At 63.8% G+C, this 18116-nt stretch carries 18 protein-coding genes and 1 pseudogene; 9 read left to right on the top strand and 10 right to left on the bottom strand.

Annotated features, from left to right (window positions below; genetic code table 11):
- Nucleotides 1–33 precede the first annotated feature (33 nt).
- Genes araD1 through A9K65_RS28560 form a run of 4 tightly spaced genes read right to left on the bottom strand, consistent with a single transcriptional unit; the run spans nt 34 to nt 4320 of the window.
- Complete coding sequence (araD1, locus tag A9K65_RS28575) at nt 34–1032, bottom strand: AraD1 family protein (protein WP_064995064.1); 999 nt, start codon at nt 1030–1032, stop codon at nt 34–36.
- Between the two features lie 32 nt (nt 1033–1064).
- Nucleotides 1065–1841: an SDR family oxidoreductase gene (locus A9K65_RS28570; protein ID WP_064995065.1), complete on the bottom strand. Its 777-nt coding sequence runs from the start codon at nt 1839–1841 to the stop codon at nt 1065–1067.
- An 11-nt stretch (nt 1842–1852) separates the two neighbouring features.
- Nucleotides 1853–3580: an IlvD/Edd family dehydratase gene (locus A9K65_RS28565; protein WP_064995066.1), complete on the bottom strand. Its 1728-nt coding sequence runs from the start codon at nt 3578–3580 to the stop codon at nt 1853–1855.
- Nucleotides 3577–4320 carry a FadR/GntR family transcriptional regulator gene (locus tag A9K65_RS28560; protein WP_013532967.1) on the bottom strand — a complete coding sequence of 248 codons (744 nt, stop codon included), beginning with the start codon at nt 4318–4320 and terminating at the stop codon, nt 3577–3579. Before A9K65_RS28560 ends, A9K65_RS28565 begins: the two co-directional genes overlap by 4 nt.
- A gap of 109 nt (nt 4321–4429) precedes the next feature.
- On the opposite strand from A9K65_RS28560, the gene A9K65_RS28555 reads away from it, so the two are divergent.
- Nucleotides 4430–5359 (top strand): aldose 1-epimerase, encoded by a 930-nt coding sequence (locus A9K65_RS28555; protein ID WP_064995067.1) that lies wholly within the window; start codon nt 4430–4432, stop codon nt 5357–5359.
- An 18-nt stretch (nt 5360–5377) separates the two neighbouring features.
- Here A9K65_RS28555 and pcaQ read toward each other — a convergent pair whose 3' ends face one another.
- Nucleotides 5378–6295: a pca operon transcription factor PcaQ gene (gene pcaQ, locus A9K65_RS28550; protein ID WP_064995068.1), complete on the bottom strand. Its 918-nt coding sequence runs from the start codon at nt 6293–6295 to the stop codon at nt 5378–5380.
- Nucleotides 6296–6388: 93 nt separating this feature from the next.
- On the opposite strand from pcaQ, the gene pcaD reads away from it, so the two are divergent.
- From pcaD to pobA, 6 genes and pseudogenes are all read left to right on the top strand, one after another.
- On the top strand, nt 6389–7198 hold the full coding sequence (gene pcaD / locus A9K65_RS28545) for a 3-oxoadipate enol-lactonase (RefSeq protein WP_064995069.1): 810 nt from the start codon (nt 6389–6391) through the stop codon (nt 7196–7198).
- Complete coding sequence (gene pcaC, locus A9K65_RS28540) at nt 7191–7598, top strand: 4-carboxymuconolactone decarboxylase (RefSeq protein ID WP_063171590.1); 408 nt, start codon at nt 7191–7193, stop codon at nt 7596–7598. The genes pcaD and pcaC overlap by 8 nt, the downstream gene beginning before the upstream one ends.
- Nucleotides 7501–8342, top strand: a pseudogene (gene pcaH, locus A9K65_RS28535) (protocatechuate 3,4-dioxygenase subunit beta). The gene pcaC and the pseudogene pcaH overlap by 98 nt, the downstream one beginning before the upstream one ends.
- Nucleotides 8342–8956 carry a protocatechuate 3,4-dioxygenase subunit alpha gene (pcaG, locus tag A9K65_RS28530; RefSeq protein ID WP_013532961.1) on the top strand — a complete coding sequence of 205 codons (615 nt, stop codon included), beginning with the start codon at nt 8342–8344 and terminating at the stop codon, nt 8954–8956. The pseudogene pcaH and the gene pcaG overlap by 1 nt, the downstream one beginning before the upstream one ends.
- 19 nt (nt 8957–8975) lie before the next feature.
- Nucleotides 8976–10028: a 3-carboxy-cis,cis-muconate cycloisomerase gene (locus A9K65_RS28525; RefSeq protein ID WP_064995070.1), complete on the top strand. Its 1053-nt coding sequence runs from the start codon at nt 8976–8978 to the stop codon at nt 10026–10028.
- Nucleotides 10028–11200, top strand: a complete 1173-nt coding sequence (gene pobA / locus A9K65_RS28520) for a 4-hydroxybenzoate 3-monooxygenase (RefSeq protein WP_027163880.1) — start codon at nt 10028–10030, stop codon at nt 11198–11200. Before A9K65_RS28525 ends, pobA begins: the two co-directional genes overlap by 1 nt.
- Nucleotides 11201–11210: 10 nt before the next feature.
- Here pobA and A9K65_RS28515 read toward each other — a convergent pair whose 3' ends face one another.
- A complete protein-coding gene (locus tag A9K65_RS28515; protein WP_027163879.1) occupies nt 11211–11681 on the bottom strand; it encodes an NUDIX domain-containing protein in 471 nt (156 codons plus the stop codon).
- A 173-nt stretch (nt 11682–11854) separates the two neighbouring features.
- Between A9K65_RS28515 and A9K65_RS28510 the strand changes: the two genes are divergently transcribed.
- The gene (locus tag A9K65_RS28510; RefSeq protein WP_027163878.1) at nt 11855–12388 is read left to right on the top strand and encodes a sterol desaturase family protein; all 534 of its coding nucleotides are present in this window, start codon (nt 11855–11857) and stop codon (nt 12386–12388) included.
- Nucleotides 12389–12407: 19 nt separating this feature from the next.
- Here A9K65_RS28510 and rsgA read toward each other — a convergent pair whose 3' ends face one another.
- On the bottom strand, nt 12408–13448 hold the full coding sequence (rsgA, locus tag A9K65_RS28505) for a ribosome small subunit-dependent GTPase A (RefSeq protein ID WP_063167585.1): 1041 nt from the start codon (nt 13446–13448) through the stop codon (nt 12408–12410).
- A gap of 339 nt (nt 13449–13787) precedes the next feature.
- On the opposite strand from rsgA, the gene A9K65_RS28500 reads away from it, so the two are divergent.
- The gene (locus A9K65_RS28500; protein WP_063170181.1) at nt 13788–14822 is read left to right on the top strand and encodes a LacI family DNA-binding transcriptional regulator; all 1035 of its coding nucleotides are present in this window, start codon (nt 13788–13790) and stop codon (nt 14820–14822) included.
- On the opposite strand, the gene A9K65_RS28495 is transcribed toward A9K65_RS28500, so the two are convergent.
- The 3 genes from A9K65_RS28495 to A9K65_RS28485 form a co-directional block, all read right to left on the bottom strand.
- Complete coding sequence (locus A9K65_RS28495) at nt 14819–15772, bottom strand: alpha/beta hydrolase (RefSeq protein WP_084016161.1); 954 nt, start codon at nt 15770–15772, stop codon at nt 14819–14821. The genes A9K65_RS28500 and A9K65_RS28495 overlap by 4 nt on opposite strands.
- Before the next feature lie 10 nt (nt 15773–15782).
- Complete coding sequence (locus A9K65_RS28490; protein WP_013532953.1) at nt 15783–16931, bottom strand: Gfo/Idh/MocA family oxidoreductase; 1149 nt, start codon at nt 16929–16931, stop codon at nt 15783–15785.
- 267 nt (nt 16932–17198) lie between these two features.
- Complete coding sequence (locus A9K65_RS28485; protein ID WP_013532952.1) at nt 17199–17960, bottom strand: DeoR/GlpR family DNA-binding transcription regulator; 762 nt, start codon at nt 17958–17960, stop codon at nt 17199–17201.
- Nucleotides 17961–18116 lie beyond the last annotated feature (156 nt).

Here is an 18116-nt window from a genome sequence, read left to right as displayed (position 1 = left end):
TTCTGGTGGACCGTAATTTTCGGGCCTGCGCCGTCACAGCTGGGTAACAGCGACCAGTCCCTCGTCCGGCACCGACACCATCCGGTTGCGCAGTGGCTTGCCGAACGTCTGTGCCTGGATTTCATACTCGTCGCCGGAAGCCGTCTTGACGCCGGAGGCGTAGCTCATCACCGCCGCGCCGAAGAAATAGGCGTGAAGGTCGCCCGCCCTGCGGTGCATCGGGTAGCGGAAATGGAAGTGTTCGAGATTGGCGATCGAGTGCGACATGTGCGCTTCACCCGACAGGAACTCCTGCTCCCAGATAACAGTGCCGTCGCGTAGGATGCGCGAATGGCCGCGCACTTCTTCGGGCAGGTCACCGATCAGCAGTTCCGGACCGATCGAGCAGGAGCGCAGCTTGGAATGGGCGAGATAAAGGTAGTTCTCGCCCTCCGTCACGTGGTCGGAATATTCGTTTCCGAGCGCATAGCCGATGCGATAGGGATGGCCATCGGGTCCATTGACATAAAGCCCGACGATCTCGGCTTCCTCCGCACCGGCTTTCGCGAATGCCGGCATCGGCAGCGGCGCGCCGGGCGGGACAATGCAGGTGCCGACGCCCTTGAAGAACCACTCTGGCTGAATCCCGATCTTGCCGGCGCCAGGCTTGCCGCCCTCCAGTCCCATGCGGAAGATTTTCAAGGAATCGGATTCGTCGGCACCTTCGCCATGGGTCAGAACATGCATCTGGTTGCGCGCGGCGGCACTTCCGGTGTGGGTGAGGCCGGTGCCGGTGACCAGGAAGCGCGCCGGTTCGGGATGGTCGACCGGAGCGAGCACCTGCCCATCGCGCAACAGTTGGTCGTAGTCGATTTTCGCCGTGCCGGTCCGCTTCTCGACCAGCGCTGCGATCGACGTGCCCTGGGCAATTGCCGCTTCGGCCAGTTCCAGCACGCTGCTGGTCTTTTCGAGCGGGTGCAGATGATTGCCGTCATCGCAGACACGGCCCACCCGTCTGCTGCCGTCGGCCATTCTGAACTGAACAAGACGCATGAACTAACCTTCTTCCTTTGGAATCGTACGGGTCACACCCAGCCCGCATCGACGATGAACTGCTGGCTTGTGCACATGCGGCTGTCGTCGGCGGCCAGGAACAGCGCCATGCGCGCGATATCGGAGGGTTGCAGCCGGTCGGGCAGGCACTGCCTTTCCGCGATCTGGCGTTCGCCGGCCGGGTTCAACCACAGGCGCATCTGGCGCTCTGTCATCACCCAGCCCGGCACCATGCAGTTGACGCGGATGCGCTCGGGGCCGAGTTCGCGGGCCAGCGCCCGCGTCATGCCGTAAATACCCGCTTTCGCGGTGACATAGGCTGGGCAATCCGGATCGCCGACCATCCAGGTGATGGAGCCGAAGTTGATGATCGAGCCGCCGCCCTGCGCGCTCATCTGCGGACGCACTGCCTGCGCCGCGAAAAACTGGTGGCGCAGATTGACCGCCATGCGGTCGTCCCAATAGGCAACCGTCACATCCTTGGTCTGGTGGCGGTCGTCATTGCCGGCATTGTTGCACAGCGCCTGGATGGGGCCATTGTGCTGCATTGCCTGCACGGCTGCCGCCTGCAACTCTTCGACGTTGCGCAGGTCGCAGGGAATGAACAGCGGCGCGGCATGTCCCTCGGCCGCAATCGCGTCGACCAGACGTTGGGATGGTTCTTCGGCCATGTCGACGAAGGCGACGCGGCTGCCCTGGGCGCAGAAATGGCGCACCAGGCTTTCGCCGATGCCGCTGCCGCCGCCTGTTATGAAGACGCTGCGGCCCTTGAGGCTTGGATAGATCGCGTAGCCGATTTGATCCGTCATCGCGCGCCTCTCTAGTGCGAATGCCGAGGAATGCCGGCATCGCGCCGGCCGACGAGAAAGTCGAAATCGCAGCCCTTGTCGGCCTGCAGCACGCGCTCGACATAAAGGCTCTGATAGCCGCCCTCCGGCGACGCCGGCGGCTTCCAGTCACGCCGGCGGATGGCGAGCTCCTCTTCCGACACCAAAAGTTCCAACCGGCGGCCGGCGACGTCGAGCTCGATGAGGTCGCCGTCGCGCACCAGCGCCAGCGCGCCGCCTGCGGCTGCTTCCGGTGCCACATGCAGAACCACGGTGCCGTAGGCGGTGCCGCTCATGCGCGCGTCCGAAATGCGCACCATGTCGGAGATGCCTAGCTTGAGCAGTTTGGCCGGCAGCGGCATGTTGCCGACCTCGGCCATTCCGGGATAACCGCGCGGCCCGCAGTTCTTCAGCACCATCACCGAGGTGGCGTCGATGTCCAACTCCGGATCGTCGATGCGGGCGTAGTAATGCTCGATGTTTTCGAACACCACCGCCTTGCCGCGATGCTGCATCAGCTCGGGCGTTGCCGCGGACGGCTTGATGACCGCGCCGTCAGGCGCCAGATTGCCGCGCAGGATGGAGATGCCCCCTTCCTTGGTCAGCGGCTGGCTCATTGGGCGGATCACTTCGCTGTTGTAGTTGGGCGCGCCGTCGATCAATTCACCGATGGTCTTGGCGCTGACGGTCATGGCGTCGCGATGAAGAAGCCCCACTTCATCAAGCGACGCCATGACCGCAGCTAGCCCCCCGGCGTAGTAGAAATCTTCCATCAGGAACCGGCCCGACGGCATCAAATCGACAATAGTTGGAACGTCACGACCTAGGCGGTCCCAGTCTTCGAGGCTGAGATCGACACCGATCCGGTTGGCGATGGCGATCAGATGCAGCACCGCATTGGTCGAGCCACCGATCGCGCCGTTGACGCGAATGGCGTTCTCGAACGCTTGCCTGGTGAGGATCTGCGCGATCGTCACGTCCCTGCGCACCAGATCGACGATCTGGCGTCCGGCCATCTGGGCGAGCACGCCACGGCGCGAATCCACCGCCGGGATCGCGGCATTGTCCGGCATGCCGATGCCGAGCGCTTCGACCATGCTGGCCATGGTCGAGGCGGTGCCCATCGTCATGCAGCTGCCCGCCGATCGGCTCTGGCCCTGCTCGGCGGCGAGAAAGTCGGCAACCGGCATGCGGCCGGCCTTAACCTCCTCGGCGAATTTCCAGACATGGGTGCCCGAGCCGATATCCTGTCCGCGGAACTTGCCGTTGAGCATCGGCCCGCCGGAAACGGCGATGGTCGGCAGATTGCACGACGCAGCCCCCATCAGCAGCGCCGGCGTGGTCTTGTCGCAACCGACCAGCAGGATGACGCCATCGATCGGATTGCCGCGGATGGACTCTTCAACATCCATGCTGACCAGATTGCGAAACAGCATGGCGGTGGGGCGCATGTTGCTCTCGCCCAGCGACATCACCGGAAATTCGAGCGGCAGGCCGCCGGCTTCATAGACGCCGCGCTTGACGTGATCGGCCAGCGCCCGCAGGTGGGCATTGCACGGGGTCAATTCCGACCAGGTGTTGCAGATGCCGATCACCGGGCGGCCGTCGAAAGCGTCGGCGGGGATGCCCTGGTTCTTCATCCAGCTGCGGTGCATGAACGCGTTCTTGCCTTCGCCGCCGAACCAGGCCTCGGACCGTAGCTTGCGTTTGTTCTCGCTCACGATGCCAGCTCCCGATTCTGGCGGCGCTTGTTGCGGTTCTCGACACTGCGGCGCACGTCCTCCTCGGCATTGTCGATGAGGACCAGCAGCGCCTTTTGTGCGCCGGTCGCGTCGCCGGCGGCGATCTTTTCGGCGACTTCCCGGTGCAGCGGCAATGAGGGGCGCTGCCCTTCCGGATTGTCGTTGGAAAGACGAAAGCTCGTCACCAATGCGGTTTCGACCAGTGCCGCCAGCGAGCCGATCAGCTCATTGCCGGTCATGCGCAGTATGGTCTGGTGGAACAAAAGGTCAGGCTTGGCGAAGCGGTCGCCGTCGTCGACCACCGCCTCCATTTCGACCAGAGCTGCATTGATCTCGGCGATCTGCGCTGGCGTGGCGCGCTGGGCCGCAAGCGCTGCCGACATCGGCTCGATGGCCCTGCGCAATTCGAACAGCGCCCGGACATCGTCGGCGCTGACACCGCTGGCATAGCGCCATGACAGGACGTCCGGGTCGAGGAAATTCCAGTCGGCACGAGGACGCACCCGTGTGCCGGTCTTCGGCCGCGATTCGACCAGCCCCTTGCCCGCCAACACCTTGATCGCCTCGCGCAGCACCGTGCGGCTGACCCCCAGCATCTCGCTTGAATCGTCGGCATTGGGCAGTGCCTCGCCGGGCAGGAAATCGCCTTGAACGATGCGCAATCCGATTTGCTCGACGACGGTCGCATGCAGAGCGGTGGAGCCGCTGGAAACCGCCACCGCGACTCTCGACGTACGCGCCATACTGAAAGATTTGTTATTCTTCATACTATTCATATGATATGTCTTATCGGCATTGCGATTGGAGTCAAGGGATGGGGGAGTGCCGATGACAAAGAATTCCGCTGCCGTTGCCGAGCAGCACCAAGGGCTGATCTCGATCAGCGACGGCATTGCGACCGTGGAGATCGCGCCGGCCGCCGGCGGCGCGCTGGCGTCGTATCGCTGGCGGCAAAACGGATCCGTCGTGGATTGGCTGCGCCCTGCGGATCAGGCGGCGATCGACGGCCGCGATGCCGGCGCCATGGCCTGCTTCCCGCTGGTTCCCTACTCCAATCGCATAAGGCACGGCCGCTTCGCATTCGCAGGCCGCACCGTCGAACTGCCGACCAGCCCGGACGATCCACATCATGAGCATGGCCATGGCTGGCGTCGGCCATGGACCGTCGTGCGGCACGAAGCCAGCGCCACCGTCCTATCCTATCGCCATGCCGCCGATTCCTGGCCGTGGAGCTATGAGGCAAGGCAAGAGATCTCGCTGGTCGATGGCAGCCTGATCACCGCCATCTCGCTGCGCAACCTGTCGGACGCGCCGATGCCGGCCGGGCTCGGCCTGCATCCCTATTTCCCATCGACACCGTGGACGCATGTCCAGGCGCGGGTGTCCGGCATGTGGGAGACCGACGCGGAAATCCTGCCCACCCGGCACGTCCTGCCGCCTGCAGGCTCCAACCCGACCACGGGCTTCGACGTGTCGGAGACGGACTTCGACACGGTCTTCACCGGATGGTCGCGCCGCGCCCGGATCTCCTGGCCGGAGCATGGACGGCAACTGGACATCGAGGCCGAGGCGCCACTCGATTTCCTTGTCCTCTACACGCCGCCCGGCGAGCCGTTCTTTTGCGCCGAACCGGTCAGCAACATCACCGATGCCTTCAACCGCAGGGCTGACACGGGCATCGAGGCCGGCTGTATCGTACTGGCGCCCGGGCACATGCGGTCCGCAAGCGTTCGCTTCACGCCTTCGCGGGAGATCTGATCGCCAGTCTGAGCCGCATCAACTGCTTTGCCTCGCCGCTTCGCGGATGGTCTGCAACAGGATGGAGAAGGCCGGCGAGGGCGCCGTGTCGGTCCGCATCGTCAGGCCGACCGGTCCTTTGGTTTCCCCGGTGTCGACCGGCAGGGCGACGAAGGCGCCACTGCCGAGTTCATTGGCGACGACGCCTGCCGAAATGATCCAAACCGCATCGCTCTGCCGCAGGAAGGCGCGGCCGAAGGAGTCCGAGACGGTTTCGATCTCGGTTGCCGGCGCCGTCATGCCGTTGGTGATGAACAGGCGGTCGACGAAAGGGCGGATGACCGATTCCCGTGTCGGCATCAGCGCCGGGAACTCGTCGAGCCGCGCGAACACGTCCTGTCCGGGCTCAAGCAGCGGATGTCGCGCCCGCACCACGAACAGCACCTGTTCGGAGTAGAGATGCTCGAAGAAGAAGCCGGTCATGTTCTCCGGCGCCGCCAACCGTCCGACGACGAGATCGAGCGCGCCGGTGCGCAACTGTTCGAGCAGCACCGCGTTCTCGCCGGTGACGATCTTGATCGCCGCACCGGTGCTCTCTTTGAGGAACAGGCTCATGGCAAGCGGCATCACCCGCGCCGACACCGTCGGCAGCGCGCCGATGCGGATCGGGTGCCGGTTGACCGCTCCGTCCTGGCGGACGGAATCGACGCCTTGCTTGAGCGCCGTGATCGCCGTGGCGGCGTGGCGAAGGAAGATCTCGCCGATGCGCGTCAGTCGGATGCCGCGGCCGTCGCGCTCCACCACCGCAACCCCCAGCGCCTCTTCCAGTTCGCGCAATGTCTTGGTCACGGCCGGCGGGCTGACATGCAGCAAGTCAGCCGCTCGCGCCACGCTCCCCTGCCGCGCAACTTCCAGGAATGCCTGCAGGTGACGGAACCGAATGCGGCTCTCGGACATGGATTCGATAACCCCTGAGTTAATGAAACGCCAAAAAATATCATTTTACCGAACCAAACGCCTTGTGCAATGTGAGGTCGGAGGATCGAAACCGTGCCATTCGTCACCATCGGCGGCATCACGCTGCACCATCGCCACATCAAGGCGACCGGCAATGCGCGCCCAATCATATTCATCAATTCGCTCGGCACCGACTTCCGGATCTGGGACGAAATTGTCTCGACGTTCGATGGTGAAATGCCGCTGCTGGTGTATGACAAGCGCGGCCACGGACTGTCCGACATCGGCGACATCAGGTCGATCGACGATCACGTCGATGACCTCTCGGCGCTCATCGATCATTTCGGCTTGAGCAAGGTCGTGCTGTGCGGCCTGTCGGTCGGCGGCATGATCGCGCAGGGGCTCTATGCCAGGCGGCCTGAAATCGTCGAAGGCCTGATCCTTTGCGATACGGCACACAAGATCGGCACGACAGACAGCTGGAACACACGCATCTCGACCGTCGAAAGCAAGGGCATCCAGGCGATTGCCGATGGCGTGCTCAAACTATGGTTCACCCCCGCCTTCCACGCGGCGCGTCAGGCCGAGCTCGACGGTTACTGGAACATGATGACGAGGCAAGCGCTTGCAGGTTACGTCGGGACTTGCGCGGCCGTTCGCGATGCCGATTTCACCGATGCTGCACGCCGCATCGCGGTGCCGACGCTCTGCGTCGCCGGCGACCAGGATGGCTCGACACCTCCCGATCTCGTCCGCTCGCTGGCCGCGCTGATCCCCGGCGCGCGCTTCGAAATCATCCGCGACGCTGGACACATTCCTTGCGTCGAACAGCCTGAAGCGCTCACCGCCCTGATCCGCGGTTTTATCGCGTCGCTTGCCCCTGGAGCAGAAACCCATGGATGAAGTCCCCGGCGATGCAGCCAGATATCGCACCGGCCTCGCGGTGCGGCGCTCGGTGCTTGGCGACCGCCATGTCGAGCGCGCCGAGGTCGCCGCCACCGATTTCGACCAGCCTTTCCAGGAGCTGATCACCGAGGCCGCCTGGGGAACCGTGTGGGCGCGGCCGGGCTTGACCAGGCGTGAGCGTTCGATCGTCACGCTGGCGCTGCTGGCCGCGCTCGGCCATGATGAGGAGGTTGCTATGCATGTGCGCGCCACCGTCAACACCGGCGCCTCGCGCGACGATATCTGCGAGGCGTTCCTGCATGTCGCCATCTATGCCGGCGTGCCGGCCGCCAACCGTGCCTTCAAAATTGCCAAGGACGTGTTTTCGGAAATGGACGGAAGCCAGAATGACCGCTGAGTCCGGCTCGAACCGGAGGCCCGAGACCGGCGCCTTCTTCCAGCGCGACCGGACCTGGCATCCGCCTGTTCTGACACCGAATTACAAGAGCTCCGTGCTGCGCTCGCCGCAGAAGGCGCCGCTGCCGTTCGACAACACGCTGTCGGAGATTGCAGGCCAGGTCTTCGGTCACGCCATGCTCGGCAAACTCGACGCCGACCTGATCCACAATTTCGCCAGGCCCGGCGAGAGCGCGCTCGGCGAGCGCATCATCGTCCATGGCCGGGTGCTCGATGAACGCGGCGTTGGCGTACCCGGCGCGCTGCTCGAATTCTGGCAGGCCAATGCCGGCGGCCGCTACCGCCACAAGAAGGACGGCTATCTGGCGCCGCTCGACCCGAACTTTGGCGGCTGCGGGCGCGCCATAACAGGCGAGGATGGCGGCTACGCCTTTCGCACCGTCAAGCCCGGCCCCTATCCCTGGCCGAACGGGCCGAACGACTGGCGGCCCTCGCACATCCATTTCTCGGTCTTCGGCCACGGCTTTGCGCAGCGGCTGATCACGCAATGTATTTCGAGGGTGATCCGCTGATCTGGCACTGCCCGATCGTGCGCGGCATCCCCGACAAGGCCGCCGTCGAAACGCTGATCGCCACGCTCGACATGCAGGCGACGATCCCCTTCGACGCGCGCGCCTACAAGTTCGACATCGTGCTGCGCGGGCGCCGCGCGTCGCTGTTCGAAAACAGGCTGGAGGGCAATTGATGGCCCAGTCGCTCGACCGGCTCAGGGAAAGCCCCTCGCAGACCGCCGGACCTTATGTCCATATCGGGCTGACGCCCAATTTCTGCGGCATCGGCGGCGTCTATGCGACCGACCTTGGTGCGACCATGGTCAACGACAAGACCAAGGGGGAGCGCATCGGCCTGCGCATCCGGGTGCTCGACGGTACCGGCACGCCGCTCAAGGATGCGCTGATCGAGATCTGGCAGGCAGATGCGGATGGGCTCTACAATTCGCCGGCTGAACTGCGCGGCGCGGCCGATCCGAACTTTTTCGGCTGGGGCCGTTGCCCGACCGACATGGACACCGGTCTGTGCACGTTCGAGACGATCAAGCCGGGCCGCGTGCCGTTCAGGGACGGAAGCCTGATGGCCCCGCACATCACCCTCTGGATCGTCGCGCGCGGCATCAATCTCGGCCTGCACACACGCCTGTATTTTTCCGATGAGGAAAAGGCCAATGCCGGGGATGCGATCCTGGCGCGCATCGAGCACCGCGTCCGCGTGCCGACGCTGATCGCCGAGCGCAACGGCGATATTTATGTTTTCGACATCCATCTCCAGGGGGAGAAGGAAACGGTCTTCTTCGACAGCTGATGGTCAGGAGGAGCAGGATATGACCGTATCGCCCTTCGACCATCCACTGCTCTCCGCTCTTCTCGGCGACGAGGAGGCGAACCGGCATTTTTCCGTTGAGGCGGAAATCGAGGCGATGCTTGCCTTCGAGCGGGCGCTGGCGCAAGCGGAAGCTGAAAACGGGATTATCACCAGGGATGATGCCGCCGCGATCGTGGCCGCACTTGCCACATTCCGGCCCGACACCGCCTTGCTGCGGGCTGCCGTCGCCAAAGACGGCGTCATTGTGCCGGAACTGGTACGCCAGATCAGGGCGGCGGTCGGCGAACCGCATGGCGACAAAGTGCATTTCGGCGCAACCAGCCAGGATGTCCTCGATACCGGCCTGGTGTTTCGGCTGAAGTCCATCGTCGAGCATCTCGGCCTGCTCCTGACCGAGACCATTATACGGCTCGTCTCGCTCGGAGAGCGGTTTGGCGGCAGGGCGCTGACGGGAATGACGCGCATGCAGCCAGCCATTCCGATCAAAGCGGCCGACCGCGTCAGGACGTGGCGGGCGCCACTGCAACGGCATCAGGAAAGATTGTCGGAACAGTCGAGGCGTCTGCTGGTGGTGCAGTTCGGCGGTGCCGCCGGCACGCTGGAAAAGCTAGGCGACAAAGGTCCGGCGGTGCGCGCAGCACTAGCCGCAAAGCTCGGCCTTGGCGACGCACCGCATTGGCAGAACCAGCGTGACGCACTCGCCGATTTCGCCGGCCTGATGTCGCTGCTATCAGGCAGCCTCGGCAAATTCGGCCAGGACATCGCGCTGATGGCGCAAGGTGGAACCGAGATCGAGCTTTCCGGCGGCGGCGGCTCTTCGGCCATGCCGCACAAGCAGAACCCGGTGAAGGCCGAAGCGCTGGTGGCGCTTGCCCGCTTCAACGCCACGCAGCTTGCGGGCATGCATCACGCGCTCGTGCATGAGCAGGAGCGCTCGGGCGCTGCCTGGACGCTGGAATGGCTATTGCTGCCGCAAATGGTCATCGCGACGGCCGCGTCGCTCCGCCTTGCCGCTGAGCTGGCCGCACAGGTCGAAAGTCTCGGCCACTGATGCGCACGCAAATCGTCATCGTCGGGTCCGGACCGTCCGGCCTGCTGCTTGGGCAGCTTCTGGCCGGCATCGGCGTCGAGACGGTCATTCTGGAACGCGCGAGCCGCGAGCACGTGCTTGGCCGAGTGCGGGCAGGGGTGCTCGAACAGGGCACCGTCGAATTGCTGGAACAGGCCGGCGCGGCGGCAAGGCTGCACGCGGAAGGACTGCCGCATTCCGGCATCTCGCTCGCCTTCGACGGACGCCTGCACCGCATCGACCTCGAGGCACTGACCGGCGGCAGGCATGTCACCGTCTATGGCCAGACCGAGGTGACGCACGATTTGATGGACAAGCGCGATGCGGAGGGACTGACCACGATCTACGAGGCGGCAAATGTCGCGTTGCACGATTTCGACGGCGCCGCACCTTTCGCGACCTATGACAAGGACGGGGTCACGCATCGCATCGATTGCGACTTCATTGCCGGCTGTGACGGCTATCACGGCGTCAGCCGCAAATCGGTGCCCGAGCGTGCGCTGAAAATCTTCGAGCGGCAGTATCCGTTCGGCTGGCTCGGCGTGCTGGCCGAAGTGCCGCCGGCCGATCACGAACTGGTCTACGCCAATCACGAGCGGGGTTTTGCCCTGTGCTCGATGCGCTCGACGCATCGCAGCCGCTATTATGTGCAGTGTCCGCAGGACGATCGCGTCGAAGCCTGGCCGGACGATCGCTTCTGGGACGAGTTGCGCCGCCGCTTGCCGGAGCAGACCGCGGCAAGCGTCGTTACCGGACCATCCTTTGAAAAGTCGATCGCGCCGCTGCGCTCCTTCGTTGCCGAGCCGATGCGTTTCGGCAGGCTGTTCCTGGTCGGGGACGCCGCCCACATCGTGCCGCCGACCGGCGCCAAGGGCCTCAACCTCGCCGCCAGCGACGTGCGCTATCTCTTCGCCGGTTTTCGCGACTTCTACATCGAGAAATCATCTGTTGGCATCGACGCCTATTCCGGCAAGGCGCTGGCACGGGTCTGGAAGGCGGTGCGCTTTTCCTGGTGGATGACGACGATGCTGCACCGTTTTCCCGACACCGGCGAGTTCGGCCAGCGCATCCAGGAGGCCGAGCTCGACTATCTCGTGCAGTCGCGTGCCGCATCGACCGCGCTCGCCGAGAACTATGTCGGCCTGCCCTATTGAGGGCTGCGGATCATCCGGCGCCTTGCTGCCTGGCAAAATCCAAAAGCATCGGGCGCTGCCCCTTGAGGATTTTCACCTCGGCCTCGGGCAAGGTGAACCAGCCCGCTCTGTCGACCTCCGGGAACTCCTTCAGGGATCCTGACCTTGGCGGCCATTCCATGGTGAAAATGTTGCTCTTGATGGCGGCCACGTCGATGTCGATGGTCGCCTCGACAGACCAGGCCGAGACGATCTTGCCGCCGGGTTGTTTGTAGTCGCCGAGCCGCGCGAAGGGACCATCAACCTTGACGCCGAGCTCTTCCTCGGTCTCGCGTTGCGCTGCCGTCAACTCATCCTCGTCCTCGCCGACGAGACCCTTCGGCATCGACCAGGCGCCATCGTCCTTCTTCGCCCAGAACGGCCCGCCCGGGTGAACCAGCAACACCCTGAGATCGCCATCGCTGCGGCGATAGATCAGCAATCCCGCACTGCGTTTTGCCATTTTTGTACGTCCATTTGCGAAGCCGGCAGCCTGCTGATGGTCCTTGAATCGTTGATGCGAACCTTGCACTAGGGGATTGCGACGCTATGTCAGGCGCGTCTGCATTGCACCTCGGTCGCGAGTCCGGCAATCTGATACCATCGCTTATTTGGCGGCTCGAAGGCTAGGTGACGATGCAACTCGGTCTTATTGGCTACTATAGCGACTTCGTGGTGTATCCGCTGGTGATCGCCGTGCTGGCAGTGGCCGGGCTGCTCGAGGCTGGCGAAGAGAGTGCGCCAGGCTGGATCGGCACTGTCCTCGCCTGTCTCGGCCTCTGGACGCTGATCGAGTATGTGCTGCACAGGTTCGCTCTTCACCATATTCCTTACGTCAAGGACCTGCACGACCGTCACCATGTCGAGGAACGCAGTTCTGTGGGCACGCCAACCTGGCTCAGTCTCGGCGTGCATGCGCTGGTCGCGTTTGTGCCCGTTTGGGTGGTCTCAGATTTCGCCACCGCGAGCGCGGTGAGCTGCGGGTTGATGCTGGGATATCTGTGGTACATCAGCATCCACCACATGATCCATCACTGGCACCCGGCGCATCCGAGCTATCTCTATACGCTCAAGCGCCGTCATGCGGTGCATCACCACATCGACGAAACGGCCAATTTCGGTGTGACTTCGGCATTCTGGGATCGCGTTTTCGGCACGGCGCAGCTCTGAAGTCCTCAGTCCTCGCCGTTCAGCGCCTCTTTCCGCGACCGCCGGAAGTCTTGGCTCCGCGAGGCCCGCTCTGGACCGGCGTGTTGTTCTGGTTCTCGTCGGACAGTTTTCGCCAGCGGGCAAGGCGCTCCGGGTCGAGCGTCCCCGCCTTCAAGGCAGTCTGAACCGCGCAACCCGGCTCGTGCACATGCGTGCAGTCGCGGAACTTGCAGAGCGGTGCAAGCTCGGTGATTTCGGCAAACAGCGTGTCGATGCCGTAGCCGACATCGCTGACCTGCAGCGTCCGCATGCCCGGCGTGTCGATCACCCAGCCACCGCCGGCGATGGAATGCAGCGATCGCGACGTGGTGGTGTGGCGTCCCTTGGAATCGTGCTCGCGGATGCCCCCGGTCTGTTGCGGCGATTGCTGCGCCGATCCGGCCAGCGTGTTGACCAGCGTCGATTTGCCGACGCCGGAGGAGCCGATCAGCGCCACCGTCTGGCCGACACCGCACCAGGCAGCCAGGACGGTTGCCGCATCCGATGTGCGGGGGTTCAGCATCACCACCGGCAATCCACGCTGCAACGCCGCAGCTTGCTTCTGGTAGGTCTCGGCGTCTTCAGCGGTATCGGCCTTGGTCAGCAGGATCACCGGCGTCGTTCCGGCCTCGTTGGCCAGCGCCAGATAGCGCTCGAGCCGGGCGGGATTGAAGTCGGCATTGCACGAGGTGACGATGAACAGCGTATCGACATTGGCCGCGGCAAGCTGCGGCACCCTGCCGCCGCCCTGGGTGCGGCGTTCCAGCACCGTCTTGCGGGTCAGGCGGCGCTTCACAAGGTGTTCATGCCCATCGACCAGCACCCAGTCTCCGACGGCATAGTCACCGGTGTTTGCCTGCGCCGCCAGCGTCAGATCGACCGGCCCTGCCTGGGACAGGCCGGTCAGGCGATCGCGGTGGACGGTGGCGATCCGCGTCGGGACAAGATTGGCTTCGCCGGGCTCGAGCTGGTCGCCGAAAAATTCGGTCCAGCCCAGGCTGGCGAGCGATGGCGTGGAGTGATCCGTCACGGCTTTGACCACGGCGTCACGGACATTGGACGGTATCCCTGGCAGGGGGGGCGAACGGGGTGGGGTGATTTCCAAGCCGTGTATGGGCGGCATGGCGACATTTGGCAAGCAGGCCCGTAGCTGAGGGCTGAGCGGCAAGCTTCTGCAGCCCTTCGTCGAACTGACAATGAAGTCCATGACGCCATCAGTTTTGAAGCGTTAACAAATAATTTGACGCATGGAATATTTTTGCGTTCTATTGGGAACTGTGAAAATTGACTGAATAAGTTCCGTCAAGCATTGTCGCATCCGGTCAACGGCCGCATGACTGTGGGCGGGGCCGATCGTTGGCAGGGGATCAGGAATATATCGATGGCGGAGAAGACGCACCGCACGATGGACGACTTCGCCCAGGCATGCGGCGTGTCGCGCCCGACGCTGTCCAAATATTTCGACGATCCGGCGAGCGTGAAGCCAGCGACGCGGGCGCGCATCGAAGCCGCCCTGCGTTCCTCGGACTATCAGCCGAACCTTTTCGCCCGCAATCTCAACCGCAAGCGCACCCGCAACATCGGCATCGTCGTGCCGACGATCACCGATCCTTTCTACGCCGAGATGGTCAGCCGCATCGAATTTCGTTGCCGCGACGAAGGCTACTGGCCGATCGTCATTTCCTCGCATGGCTCGCCGAAGCTGGAGGCGGAGTCGGTCAGGACGCTGCTGTCGCTGAAGGTGGCCGGCGCGATCATCGCCCCGCTCGGCCTTGCCTCCGACCGCAGCGTCTTCGACAAGCTCGGGCAGGACATTCCGATCGTCTATTTCGACACCTATATCGAGGGCGATACGCCGTTCGTCGGCAACGACAACCGGCAGAGCGTGTCGACCATCGTCGACTATCTCTGTCGCTCGGGCGAACCGCCGGTCTATCTCGACATTCCGCATGTCAACCACAACTCCGGCGAACGCCAGGAGAGCTACATCGTCGCGATGGAGACCGCCGGCTTCAAGCCGGCCGTCATCGAGGCCGCGCGCGATTACACCTGGGACTTCGAACGCATCGGCTACGAGCAGACGGAAAAAATGCTGGAGGCCGGGACCTTGCCCGGCCGCACCATCCTGTGCGCCAACGATCGTCTCGCCTTTGGCGTAATGGCGGCCGCGTACTCGCGCGGCCTGAAGGTCGGCCGCAGGCCCGATTGCGATCTGCGCGTTGCCGCCCACGACGACCATCCGCTGAGCCGCTACACCTGTCCGGCGCTGACCACCATGGCGCAGGATTTCACCGCCATGGCCGGCCGCAGCGTCGAGATCCTGCTGGCCCTGCTGGACGAGGCCGATCCGCCGAAGCAGGGCATGGCGCGCACCGTCAAGCTCGGTGCCAACCTGGTGATGCGTCAGTCGGCCTAACCGGTCGACGTCGATCCCTCGAAGTGGCGCCAGGCCGTCACCCCCTCGACCACCGCTTGCCGGGCGGCGGGAATATGGCGTCCCATCGAGACGAAGCCATGGATCTGGCCCGGCCATTGCCGCAGGATCACAGGCACGCCCGCGGCCTGCAGGCGCGCCGCATAGGCTGCCCCTTCGTCGGCCAGGATGTCACAGCCCGCAAGCGCCACGAATGCTGGCGCGACGCCGGCAAGATCAGGCGCCAGCAAGGGCGAGACGCGCCAGTCCATGATATTGTCGGGCGTTCGCACATAATGGTCGCGGAACCATGCCATGGTCGTCGCGGTAAGGCCGAAGCCGTCGCCGAAACGCCGGTAGCTGTCCGATGTCTGCCGCGCGTCGGTGTTGGGATAGATCAGGATCTGCGTCGCAAGTGGTGGAGCGAGCCCATCGCGTGCGAGCAGCGCCAGCACTGCGGCAAGATTGCCGCCGGCGCTGTCGCCGGCAACACCAATGCGCACCTTGTCGATGCCCAGGTCGACGGCATTCTCGGCCATGAAGCGAAGTGTCGCCAGGCAATCCTCGAGCCCGGCGGGAAATTTGTGCTCCGGGGCCAGGCGATAGTCGGGGCAGACAATGACGGCGTTGCCGAGATTGGCCATCAGGCGGCAGATCTCGTCATGTGAATCGAGATTGCCGATGACCCAGCCGCCGCCATGCAGATAGAGCAGCGCCGGCGCCCCGCTCGGCAGTGCGTCGATGCCGCGATGGATGCGGACAGCGATGGGGCCGTTCGGCCCGTCGATCTGCTGTTCAAAGGTCGTCGCGACCGGCTCATGCTCACCTTGCAGCGTCGGGAACGAGGCGTTGTAGGCAGCTCGCGCCGCCGCCACGCTGCCGGTCTCGAATGGCTTGCCGCCGGCTGCACGAGCCATGTCGAGGACGCGCAGCGCATCCGGATCGAGCGTCATGATCATACCCTCAGGCCAGCAGATCGCTCGCCTCTTCCTCGGTCAGCAGGGCCGGCTGGACGACATCGCCCGCGATGGCGACCGAGCCCTGTGTTTCACCGGAGCGCAGGATAGCCTCCATGATCTCCAGCACATGCAGCGCCAGATTGCCGGAGGCGCGTGGCGTGTTGCCGGTCTGAAGCGAGCGCACCAGATCGGCGACGCCGAGCATGCGGTAATTGGCGCGATCGGGCGCCGCATAAGGCCAGTTGCGGGCGCCATAGAGTTCGCCTTCGCTGGCGAAATCCCTCCAGTCGGTGCCGCGTTTCGACAGCGACACGGTGCCGCCGAACGTGTCGGGGTCGGGCAGGCGCAGCGAGCCTTCCGTGCCGTGCAGTTCGATCGGATGGTTGGAGTGGCGAAAGACATCCCACGAGGCGCCGAAGGTGACGGTTGCGCCGGAGCGGAACTCCAGCAGCGACAGCACATTGGTCGGCGTGCCGACCTTGAATGTGGTGTTCTTGAATGGCCCTTCGGCAGTGATCAGCCGCTCCTCCTGGCCGCGCGTCGCCATCGCCATGACGCGTTCGACCGGGCCGAGCAGATTGACCAGCATGGTCAGATAGTAGGGGCCCATGTCGAACACCGGGCCACCGCCTGGCTGGTAGTAGAACTGCGGGTTGGGGTGCCAGTGCTCCATGCCGCGGCCCATCATGAAGGCGGTGCCGGTGACCGGGCGGCCGATGGCGCCGTCATCCATCAGCCGGCGGGCGCGGCGTCCGGCTGCACCAAGGAAGGTGTCGGGCGCCGAGCCGAGCAGCAGCCCGCGCGACCGCGCCTCGTCGACCAGGCGCCGTCCATCGGCGGCCGAGGTGGCGAGCGGCTTTTCGGTGAAGACGTGCTTGCCGGCCGAAAGGGCGGCAAACGAAATGTCGAAATGCGCCGCCGGAATGGTCAGGTTGAGGACGAGATCGATCTCGGGGTCGGCCAGCAGTGCATCGACGCCGAGTGCCCGTATGCCATATTCCTTCGCCCGCAGCGCCGTCATGTCGGCCGAGATATCGGCGCAGGCGCGCAACTCGATGCCGCCGAAGAGAGCGGCATTGCGCAGATAGGTCATCGAGATATTGCCGCATCCGATGACGCCGATCCCGAGTTTCGTCGTTGATATCCCGTGCATTTTCGATCGTACCTCCCAACGCGGTCACCGTCTGCCGAATCCGCCCAGAAGTAACGGATCGCCTTCGCAAAGGGCTATACAACATTTTAAATATTGACGCGCGTAAAATTTTTATACAACATGCGAAAATGCTGACGCGATATCGGGAGGCTGCCAGTCCTGGGAGGAGAAAATGACCGACATGAAAAAACGGCCGACCGCCGATGCGGATGCCGTGGGTCATGCGCGCATCGGATATTTCCGCCGCGGCCAGGGACCTCGACGGGGTCAGGCATAGATCACCTTGGCCCCTGTCCTATCAAGCTGGCTGCGTATTGGGCCGGACAGGCCATCGTCGGTGATCACGACATCGACGCTCGACAGCGAAAAGGCCTTGGAGGTTCCGCTGACGCCCCATTTGCTCGAATCCGCAAGGAGGACAACGCGCCGGGCCATGCGCACGAGGTTTCGCTTGGTTCGCGCCATGTCTTCGTTCACGTCGACCACATCCAGTGACGAGTCAATCGCATGCGCTCCAACAAAGACCTGATGCGCTACCAAGCCGCCGAGAGCCGTGTCGGCATCGGTGATCAGCGTGCTTACCGTGTCCGGATAGACCCGGCCGCCGATCATGTGAACGTCGAGCCCGGGCCGATGCATCAGATGCTGCACGATATTCATCGCCGTGGCCGCGACCACGACATTGCTGAGCGGCGGTAACAGCATGGCAACCTGCATCAATGTCGAGCCGCCATCGAAGATGACTGATTGGTTGTCCTCGAACAGGTCTATCGCTGCCCGGGCGATGCGTTTCTTTGCATCGAGGTTTGTTTGCATCCGCCGGGCGAACGCGGCCGTGGTCGAATCCGTGGTCCGGGTCACCGCGCCTCCGCGGGTCTTGGTCAGCAGTCCCTTGCGATCCAGTATCTCGAGGTCGGAGCGCACCGTGACTTCCGACACGCCAAAATCATCTGACAGGTCCTTGATGCGAACCTGTCCGCTGCGTTGCACTTCACCCAAGATCGATTGGCGTCTCTGCTCTGACAACATTGGCCTGTCCTTGCCTCCATGCGCCAAGCGATCGCCCTGGCCTCGGTTCACTCTACCGAAAATAGGGGAATTCGAAAGCTTTCGAAAGATTGCATTTGTTATTTCTTTCGCAAACACTGGGTCCAGGATTTTGAAATCAATCAATTGGAGAGTTTT

The sequence above is a fragment of the Mesorhizobium sp. WSM1497 genome, assembly GCF_001672455.2.
Lineage (GTDB): Bacteria > Pseudomonadota > Alphaproteobacteria > Rhizobiales > Rhizobiaceae > Mesorhizobium > Mesorhizobium ciceri.
This window is presented reverse-complemented; position numbering and strand designations above follow the sequence as displayed.